This window comes from Nocardia sp. NPDC003345, assembly GCF_053589395.1.
Map to the genome: position 1 here is coordinate 1 of NZ_JBSFRU010000273.1, position 9,123 is coordinate 9,123.

Annotated in this window: 9 protein-coding genes and 1 pseudogene; all 10 read left to right on the forward strand. The window is 66.3% G+C overall.

The window, feature by feature from the left end:
• Positions 1-139 precede the first annotated feature (139 nt).
• On the forward strand, positions 140-805 hold the full coding sequence (locus tag ACWDU1_RS24475) for an L-threonylcarbamoyladenylate synthase (protein ID WP_450001881.1): 666 nt from the start codon (positions 140-142) through the stop codon (positions 803-805).
• Positions 806-995: 190 nt separating this feature from the next.
• Positions 996-2,162 (forward strand): MraY family glycosyltransferase, encoded by a 1,167-nt coding sequence (locus ACWDU1_RS24480; RefSeq protein ID WP_450001883.1) that lies wholly within the window; start codon positions 996-998, stop codon positions 2,160-2,162.
• A gap of 10 nt (positions 2,163-2,172) precedes the next feature.
• Positions 2,173-2,640 (forward strand): hypothetical protein, encoded by a 468-nt coding sequence (locus ACWDU1_RS24485; protein WP_450001885.1) that lies wholly within the window; start codon positions 2,173-2,175, stop codon positions 2,638-2,640.
• Between the two features lie 394 nt (positions 2,641-3,034).
• Positions 3,035-3,760 carry a F0F1 ATP synthase subunit A gene (atpB, locus tag ACWDU1_RS24490; RefSeq protein ID WP_450001895.1) on the forward strand — a complete coding sequence of 242 codons (726 nt, stop codon included), beginning with the start codon at positions 3,035-3,037 and terminating at the stop codon, positions 3,758-3,760.
• Positions 3,761-3,841: 81 nt separating this feature from the next.
• Positions 3,842-4,090 (forward strand): ATP synthase F0 subunit C, encoded by a 249-nt coding sequence (locus ACWDU1_RS24495; protein WP_450001886.1) that lies wholly within the window; start codon positions 3,842-3,844, stop codon positions 4,088-4,090.
• A gap of 5 nt (positions 4,091-4,095) precedes the next feature.
• A complete protein-coding gene (locus ACWDU1_RS24500; protein WP_450001887.1) occupies positions 4,096-4,656 on the forward strand; it encodes a F0F1 ATP synthase subunit B in 561 nt (186 codons plus the stop codon).
• 19 nt (positions 4,657-4,675) lie between these two features.
• Positions 4,676-5,485, forward strand: coding sequence for a F0F1 ATP synthase subunit delta (locus tag ACWDU1_RS24505; protein WP_450001889.1), 810 nt, complete (start codon positions 4,676-4,678; stop codon positions 5,483-5,485).
• A 79-nt stretch (positions 5,486-5,564) separates the two neighbouring features.
• Positions 5,565-7,202 carry a F0F1 ATP synthase subunit alpha gene (atpA, locus tag ACWDU1_RS24510; RefSeq protein ID WP_450001891.1) on the forward strand — a complete coding sequence of 546 codons (1,638 nt, stop codon included), beginning with the start codon at positions 5,565-5,567 and terminating at the stop codon, positions 7,200-7,202.
• 61 nt (positions 7,203-7,263) lie between these two features.
• Positions 7,264-8,235, forward strand: a complete 972-nt coding sequence (locus ACWDU1_RS24515; protein ID WP_450001893.1) for a F0F1 ATP synthase subunit gamma — start codon at positions 7,264-7,266, stop codon at positions 8,233-8,235.
• A 24-nt stretch (positions 8,236-8,259) separates the two neighbouring features.
• Positions 8,260-9,123: pseudogene (locus tag ACWDU1_RS24520) on the forward strand (F0F1 ATP synthase subunit beta); the annotation flags it as partial.

The window sequence follows — 9,123 nt, forward strand, 5'->3', positions numbered from 1 at the left end:
GTGGGGCCCGCCCGGTTCTGGAGCGACCAGAGGAAGGGAGCGCAGCGACCGACCGGCGGGAGTGAAGAACCGGGCTACCAGGGGCCCCACCCCGCCCCGCCGGAGGCGGGGCCATGTCACAGCCCATACCATGGGGCGCGTGAGTACTGTCTACGACTGCGCCGATTCCGATTCGCGCGCCGCCGGCCTGGCCGCGGCGACCAGTGCTCTGAGAGCGGGTCGGCTGGTCGTGATGCCTACCGATACCGTGTACGGGCTGGCCGCGGATGCGTTCGATTCGGCTGCCGTCGCCTCGTTGCTGGGGGCTAAGGGGCGGGGGCGGGATATGCCGGTTCCGGTGCTGGTGGGGTCGTGGAACACGATCGACGGGCTGGTGTTCTCGGTGCGTCCGCAGGCGCGGGATCTGATCCGGGCCTTCTGGCCCGGGGGGCTGAGTGTCGTTGTGCAGCAGGCGCCTTCGCTGGCCTGGGATCTGGGTGACGCGCGCGGCACGGTGATGTTGCGGATGCCGTTGCATCCGGTGGCGCTGGAACTGCTGCAGGAGGTGGGGCCGCTGGCGGTGTCGAGCGCCAATATCTCCGGCCGCCCGGCCGCCGCGAATGCCGAGCAGGCGCGGGAGCAGCTCGGGTCCGTGGTGGGGGTGTACCTGGACGGTGGTCCGGCCGAGCACGCGACACCGTCCACCATTGTCGATCTCACCGGCGATCAGCCGCGCATCCTGCGTGAGGGCGCGGTGGCGACGGCGGCGGTCGCGGAGGTGCTGGGGACCACGCCCGAGGCCTTGACCGGGTCTGTTCCGCGGTGAGTGCGCCGGTTTCGGTAGGGCGATACCTCCGCCTTCGCTCCGGCCTCCGCCGTGCGGATGATGCCCTTTCGTCCCCGGGCTCGTCCGGGGTGGTCCGTGGGCGATACCTCCGCCAACGCTGCGGCCTCCGCCGGCGGTATGTGGTCGTGGCCGCGGAGGCCGGAGCGGCGCCGGGGTGGTGGTCGGCGCGATGACGGGTTCCGGTGCGGTCGTCCCGCTGCGAGAGCTCCTGCTGGTTCTGTTGATCTCTACCGTGGTGACCTTCCTGGCCACCGGGGGGATCCGGACCTTGGCGATCGGTTTCGGGGCGGTGGCGATTCCCCGCGACCGCGATGTCCATGTGAAGCCGATTCCGCGGATGGGCGGGGTCGGTATGTACATCGGTGTGGTGGCGGCGGTGCTGTTCGCGCACCAGTTGCCGGCGCTGCGCCGCGGCTTCGACTATCGGCCCGATATCTCGGCGGTACTGGTGGCGGCCACGATCATCGTCGCGGTGGGCATCGTGGACGACCGCTGGGGTCTGGACGCGCTGACCAAGTTCGCCGGCCAGGTCACCGCTGCGGGCGTGATGGCGGTGATGGGTCTGGGCTGGTACCTGATCTACGACCCGTTCAGCAACAGCACGGTGGTCTTGGACGGTCTGCAGGGTGGCCTGGTGACCGTCGCCGTCGCGGTGACCCTGATCAACGCGATGAACTTCGTGGACGGTCTGGACGGTCTGGCCGCGGGGCTGGGCCTGATCGCGTCGTTCGCGGTGTTCGCGTTCGCGGTGGGGCTGCTCACCGAGCAGGGCGGTTCCGTGGACAGTTATCCGCCGGCGCTGCTGGCTGCCGCGATGGCGGGCGCGTGCCTGGGCTTCCTGCCGCATAATTTCTCGCCGGCCCGGATCTTCATGGGCGATTCGGGGTCGATGCTGATCGGGCTGGTGCTGGCGGCGGTGTCCACCAGTGCGTCCGGCCGGATCCCGCTGCAGGGTTACGGGCCGCGCGATATCGTCGGCCTGCTCTCGCCGCTGTTGCTGGTGGGCGCGGTCATGTTCATCCCGGTGCTGGATCTGCTGCTCGCGATCGTGCGCCGGGTGCGGGCCGGCGTGAGCTTCTCCACGCCCGACAAGATGCATCTGCACCATCGGCTGCTGCAGATCGGGCATTCGCAGCGCCGGGTCGTCCTGGTGATCTATCTGTGGGTCGGCATCCTCGCGTTCGGTGCGGTCGGCACCTCGGTGATGGACCGCCGGGTGGTCGTGCTGCTGATGGCCGCGGGACTGCTGTTCGCCCTGGTGGTGACGGCTGTGCCGGGTCTGTGGCGGCGGCAGGCGCGGCGGGACGCGGCGGGGTCGGTCAGCGACTCCGGGTAGAGTTCGGTCCGTGTCGACCAAGCCAGCCGAGCCCACCGCTTCCGACGACCCCGAAGCCCCGCTGCGCGCAGGGCTGCGTTACGGGTTGATCGGATTGGTCGTGCTGACCGTGCTCTCGGTCGCCGTGGCCACCCTGGCAGCCGGTGTCGAGGGGTTGTGGGGCGCGTTGCTCGGCGCCGCGATCGGTGGTGGTTTCATTCTGACCACGGTCGTGGTGGTCCTGTTGGGAGCGAAATTGCCGCCCTCCACCGCGGGGATGGTGATGCTGGCGAGCTGGGTCGGAAAACTGCTGGTAGCGCTTATCGTGGTGGCGGTTCTGCAGCGGTTCGAGTTCTACGACAGGATGGCGTTGTTCCTGACCGTCGTCGGTGCGCTGATCATCGTTCTGGGGGCCGAGACTTACGGTGTATTGCGGCAGCGGGTTCCTTATGTAACCGTCCCTGACCAGCGCCCGGACGAGGATTCCGAGAACGCGTGAGATAACACTACGACAACTTGTCGTAGATAACATCGCCCCCGCTACACGTTGTCGTAGTTCTCTTGGTAAAGTCTTGGTAAGCAAGCGACTCGGCAAGGGGTGCCGACGAGGTCTCACGAGCGGTCGCTATGCTACTGCCGTGCCGGGCTCGTAATGGGTTCGGTTCTGCATGTCGACGATGTCGCCGACACACGTACAGACGCCAGCGCGGAACCCCGCTACAGCAGCTGACGAACTTCGAGCCGACCTCAGTCGACCCACATTGATCGTCAATGTCCGATCGAACCGCGGGAGCGAAACTTCCGGGGACCGAACACGGGAGAGAACGCTGAGCGTCACCACCTTGGCCGCGGAATTTCACGCGCCATCGCTAACCGACTTCTTCCCTCCGGCGGTGCTGTTCGAGGGAACTCCCTTCGAACTCGATCGGCTGATGCTGGTCCGGCTCGTGATGACCGCTGTGCTGGTCGCATTTCTGTTCCTGGCGTTCCGCAGCCCGCGAATCGTACCGAAGAAGCTGCAGAACATCGGCGAAATGGGGATGGTCTTCGTCAAGGAGCAGATCTGCGACGAAGTGCTCGGTAAGGAAAACGGCCGCAAGTTCTTCCCGCTCATCGCGACGATCTTCTTCACGGTCCTGTTTCTGAACTTCTCGGGTGTGATCCCCGGTCTGAACATCTCGTCGAACGCGCGTATCGGTATGCCGCTGGTACTGGCAGTGGTCGCCTATATCGCGTTCAACTATGTGGGCATCAAGAAGTACGGCTTCCTGACCTATATGCGCAGCAGCATCGTCGTTCCGGACGTCCCGCCGGTCATGCACGTCCTGCTCATTCCGATCGAGTTCCTCTCGACCTTCATCCTGCGGCCGTTCACGCTGACCGTCCGACTCATGGCGAATATGCTCGCCGGTCACATCATGCTCGTGCTGTTCTTCAGCGCGACCCAGTTCTTCCTCTTCGACGCGGACAACTGGATGAAGGTCTTTTCGCCCTTCTCGCTGTTGGGCGGACTGGCATTCACGCTCTTCGAACTGCTGGTCATTGTCCTGCAGGCCTATGTGTTCGCATTGCTGACCGCCGTGTATATCAGCCTGGCGTACAACGCCGCCGATCACTGACCGACGACCGGAACAACCGATAAGAACCTGCTGCACCACGCCGTCCGGCGGGGTGAGCAACAGAAAGGGAATGGAAGACTCATGAGCCTCGCGTACCTGGCCCAGGAAGCTGCCACCAACGAATCCACGCTGAAGGGTCTCGGCGCTGTCGGCTACGGCCTGGCCGCTATCGGCCCCGGCATCGGCGTCGGCATCGTCGTCGGTAAAGCCATCGAGGGCACCGCTCGTCAGCCCGAGCTCGCCGGACAGCTCCGGACCACCATGTTCCTCGGCATCGCGTTCACCGAAGCCCTGGCACTGATCGGCCTCGTCGCCGGCTTCATCTTCTGATTCCGATGAACGAGTTCATTCTGCTCGCAGCGGAAGAGGGAGAGGATGTGAACCCTCTTCTTCCCGCGACGTACGACATCGTCTGGTCGGCGGTCTGCGTGGCGATTATCGCCTTCGTGGTCTACAAGTACGCCGTTCCGCGCCTGATGAAGGTGCTGGACGAGCGCGCCGACAAGATCGAGGGTGGCATCAACCGGGCCGAGGCCGCGCAGGCCGAGGCCCAGGAGACGCTGCAGCAGTACCAGAAGCAGCTGGCCGACGCCCGGCTGGAAGCCGCGAAGATCCGCGAAGACGCCCGTACCCAGGGCCAGCAGATCCTCGCCCAGCTGAAGGCCGACGCCCAGGCCGAGAGCGACCGTATCGTCGCGGCCGGGCACACCCAGCTGGAAGCCCAGCGTCAGCAGATCCTGACCGAGCTGCGTGCCGAGGTCGGCCGTACCGCGGTGGACCTGGCCGAGAAGATCATCGGGCAGTCGGTATCGGACGAGGCCAAGCAGGCCGCGACGATCGAGCGATTCCTCGACGAGATCGACCGTTCGGACGCCGGTATCGGGGTCGGAAGGTAACGACGGAGGAGTGAAAACCATGTACGCAGCGAGCCGTGAGGCCAGCTCCCGGTCCAAGGAGGCGCTTCGGGCCGCGCTGACCGGCAGCAACGGTGTTGCGGCCACGACGGGGTCCGAACTGTTCGCCGTTGTCGACGTACTGGACGACCAGCGTCCGCTGCGTGTGGCGCTCGCGGACGTATCGGTGCCCGGTTCGGCCCGCGCCGAACTGAGCGAGCGGGTTTTCGGGAGCCGGGTCAGTGCTGCCACCCAGGCGGTGCTGACCACCGCGGTGGCCCAGAACTGGTCCCGCGCCCGCGACCTGGTCGACACCCTGGTGCTGCTCGGGCAGCTGGCGCTGCTGGAGTCGGCATCCGAGAAGGACCGGCTGACCGCTGTCGAGGACGAGCTGTTCCGGTTCGGCCGGATCATCAACGACAACCCGCAGCTGGAACAGGCACTGTCCGATCGGGCCACCTCTCCGGCGGCCAAACGCGACCTCCTCGCACGGCTGCTGTCCGGGAAGACCGAACCGGTCACCCAGGCGTTGGCGGAACAGGTGGTGACCAGGCAGCGTTCCGGTATAGGTCCGGCCTTCGACGAACTGTCCGACCTGGCCGCGTCCCGGCGTGAACAGATCGTCGCGCATGTGCGCTCGGCGATCGCGCTGACCGATTCCCAGCGGGAGCGGCTGGCGGGTTCGCTGGCGCGCATCTACGGCAAAGCGGTCACCGTGCACGTCGAAACCGACCCGAGTCTGCTCAGCGGACTCGTCGTACGCATCGGTGACGATGTGATCGACGGCAGTGCGATCGGCCGGCTGGAACGGATGCGCCGCTCGCTGACCTAGCGGACCGGCCCCGGTGACCCGGGCGCCGACCGCACCCACCCCCCGACATTCCAGACCAGAGACCGAGAGCAGGAAGAACATGGCGGAGCTGACGATCTCCTCCGACGAGATCCGTAGCGCGATCGAAAGCTACACCCAGAGCTACACCCCGGAAACCTCCATCGAGGAAGTCGGTGTCGTTACCGATACCAGTGACGGCATCGCGCACGTCAGCGGCCTGCCTTCGGCCATGGCCAATGAGCTGCTCGAATTCCCGGGCGGTGTGCTCGGCGTCGCGCTTAACCTCGAGGACCGTGAGATCGGCGCCGTCGTGCTCGGCGAGTTCGCCGAGCTCGAAGAGGGCCAGCAGGTGCGCCGCACCGGCGACGTGCTCTCGGTTCCGGTCGGCGACAAGTTCCTCGGCCGCGTGGTGAACCCGCTCGGTCAGCCGATCGACGGCCTGGGCGATATCGAGGCCGACGACCGCCGCGTCCTGGAGCTGCAGGCCGCCACCGTGCTGGAGCGCCAGCCGGTCGAGGAGCCGATGGCCACCGGTATCACCGCCATCGACGCCCTGACCGCCATCGGCCGCGGCCAGCGCCAGCTGGTGATCGGTGACCGCAAGACCGGCAAGACCGCGGTCTGCATCGACACCATCCTGAACCAGAAGGCCAACTGGGAGTCGGGCGATCCGGCCAAGCAGGTGCGCTGCATCTACGTGGCGATCGGTCAGAAGGGCTCCACCATCGCGGGCGTGAAATCGGCCCTCGAGCAGCACGGTGCGCTGGAGTACACCACCATCGTCGCCGCTCCGGCCTCCGATTCCGCCGGCTTCAAATGGCTGGCCCCCTACACCGGCTCGGCCCTCGGCCAGCACTGGATGTACCAGGGCAAGCACGTCCTGATCGTGTTCGACGATCTGACCAAGCAGGCCGAGGCCTACCGCGCCATCTCGCTGCTGCTGCGCCGCCCGCCGGGCCGCGAGGCCTACCCGGGTGACGTCTTCTACCTGCACTCGCGTCTGCTGGAGCGTTGCGCCAAGCTCTCCGACGAGATGGGCGGCGGTTCGATGACCGGTCTGCCGATCATCGAGACCAAGGCCAACGACATCTCGGCCTTCATCCCGACCAACGTCATCTCCATCACCGACGGTCAGGTCTTCCTGGAGTCCGACCTGTTCAACAAGGGTGTCCGCCCGGCCATCAACGTCGGTACCTCGGTCTCCCGTGTCGGTGGCGCCGCCCAGACCAAGGGTATGAAGAAGGTCGCCGGTTCGCTGCGCCTGGAAATGGCCCAGTACCGCGAGCTGGAGGCGTTCTCCGCCTTCGCCTCCGACCTGGACGCCGCGTCGCTGGCCCAGCTCGAGCGTGGCGCCCGCTGGGTGGAGCTGCTCAAGCAGGACCAGTACTCGCCGGTCGCGGTCGAGGACCAGATCGTATCGATCTTCCTGGTCGATCGCGGTTACTACGACTCGGTGCCGGTCGCCGATGTCCGCCGGTTCACCACCGAACTGCTCGAGGATCTGCACGGCACCGCCGCGGATGCCTTTACCAGCATTGCCGGTGGCAAGGTGCTCGAGGGCGACGCCGCCGAGCAGATCAAGACCGCCACCGACAACTTCAAGCAGGGCTTCCTGGCCTCCGACGGCACCCGCGTGGTGAACGAACCGGGTGCGGACGAGCTCGCGAACGAAGAGGTCGAGTCGCTGTCGGTCACCCGCAAGCACGTCGAGAAGTAGACCGGGCGAACCATGCGCTGTTTTCCTGTGACACCACGAACGAGAGGAGTGTGAACCGCCGATGGCCAACTTGCGCGAGCTGCGCTCCCGTATTCGTGGTATCAACTCGATCAAGAAGATCACCAAGGCCCAGGAGCTGATCGCGACCTCGCGTATCTCCAAGGCCCAGGCCCGGGTGGCGGCCGCGAAGCCGTACGCCGAGGAGATCACCAAGGTGGTCGCCGAGCTGGCGAGTGCGTCCAAGAACCTGACGCACCCGCTGCTCACCGAGCGCCCCGATCCCAAACGTGCCGCGGTGCTGGTGATCACCAGCGACAGCGGCCAGTGCGGTGGTTACAACTCCAATGTGCTCAAACGGGCCGAGGAGTTGATGACCACCCTGCGCGGTGAGGGCAAGGAACCGGTGCTGTACGTCATGGGCAACAAAGGCCTGACGTACTACACCTTCCGTAATCGGCGGCCGGTCGCCTCGTGGACCGGTTTCTCCCAGCAGCCGGGCTATCCCGATGCCTCGGCGGCCTGTAACCACCTGGTCGACAGTTTCATGGCCGGGTCCGCGGGCGAGGTGCCGGCGCCGGACGGCACCGGTTCGATCGTGGGCGTGGACGAACTCCATATCGTCTACACCCGGTTCGTGAGCATGCTGTCGCAGACGCCGGAGGTGCGCCGGATGGCGCCGATCCAGGTGTCCTTCGTCGACGAGAGCTTCGATCTGGGCAAGGACATGCTGTCCGATTCGCCCACGGCCGAGGTGAGCGCGCAGTACGAATTCGAGCCCGACGCCGATGTGCTGCTGGCGGCCCTGCTGCCCAAGTACATCAACACGCGGATCTACGCGTCGTTGCTCGACGCAGCGGCATCCGAGCACGCCGCTCGGCGCACCGCAATGAAGGCCGCCACCGACAACGCCAACGAGTTGGCGAGCTCCCTGTCCCGGCAGGCGAACTCGTTGCGGCAGGCCAACATCACGCAGGAAATCAGCGAAATCGTCGGCGGCGTGAACGCCCTGGCGGCCAGCTCGGAACGCGACTGAGACGCAGGAAGAGAAACCAGACAAATGACCGCAGCTGTTACTCGAGAAGACTCGAGCCGGACCGGCGCCGCCACGGGCCGCGTGGTCCGCGTCATCGGCCCCGTCGTGGACGTCGAATTCCCGCGGGGCTCCATCCCAGATCTGTTCAACGCCCTGGCCGCCGATATCACCCTGAAGTCGGTTGCCAAGACGCTGACCCTCGAGGTCGCCCAGCACCTCGGTGACAACATCGTGCGCACCATCTCGATGCAGCCCACCGACGGCCTGGTCCGCGGCGCCGAGGTCCGTGACTCCGGCAAGCCGATCTCGGTGCCGGTCGGCGATGTCGTCAAGGGTCACGTGTTCAACGCCCTCGGTGACTGCCTCGACAGCCCCGGTCTCGGCCGGGACGGCGAGCAGTGGGGTATCCACCGCAAGCCGCCGAGCTTCGACCAGCTCGAGGGCAAGACCGAAATCCTCGAGACCGGCGTCAAGGTGCTCGACCTGCTGACCCCGTACGTGAAGGGCGGCAAGATCGGTCTGTTCGGTGGTGCCGGTGTCGGCAAGACCGTGCTGATCCAGGAGATGATCACCCGTATCGCGCGGGAGTTCTCCGGTACCTCGGTGTTCGCCGGCGTCGGTGAGCGCACCCGTGAGGGCACCGACCTGCACCTGGAAATGGAAGAGATGGGCGTGCTCCAGGACACCGCCCTCGTCTTCGGCCAGATGGACGAGCCGCCGGGCACCCGTATGCGCGTCGCCCTGTCGGCGCTGACCATGGCGGAGTACTTCCGCGATGTGAAGCACCAGGACGTGCTGCTGTTCATCGACAACATCTTCCGGTTCACCCAGGCCGGTTCCGAGGTCTCCACCCTGCTGGGCCGGATGCCCTCGGCCGTCGGTTACCAG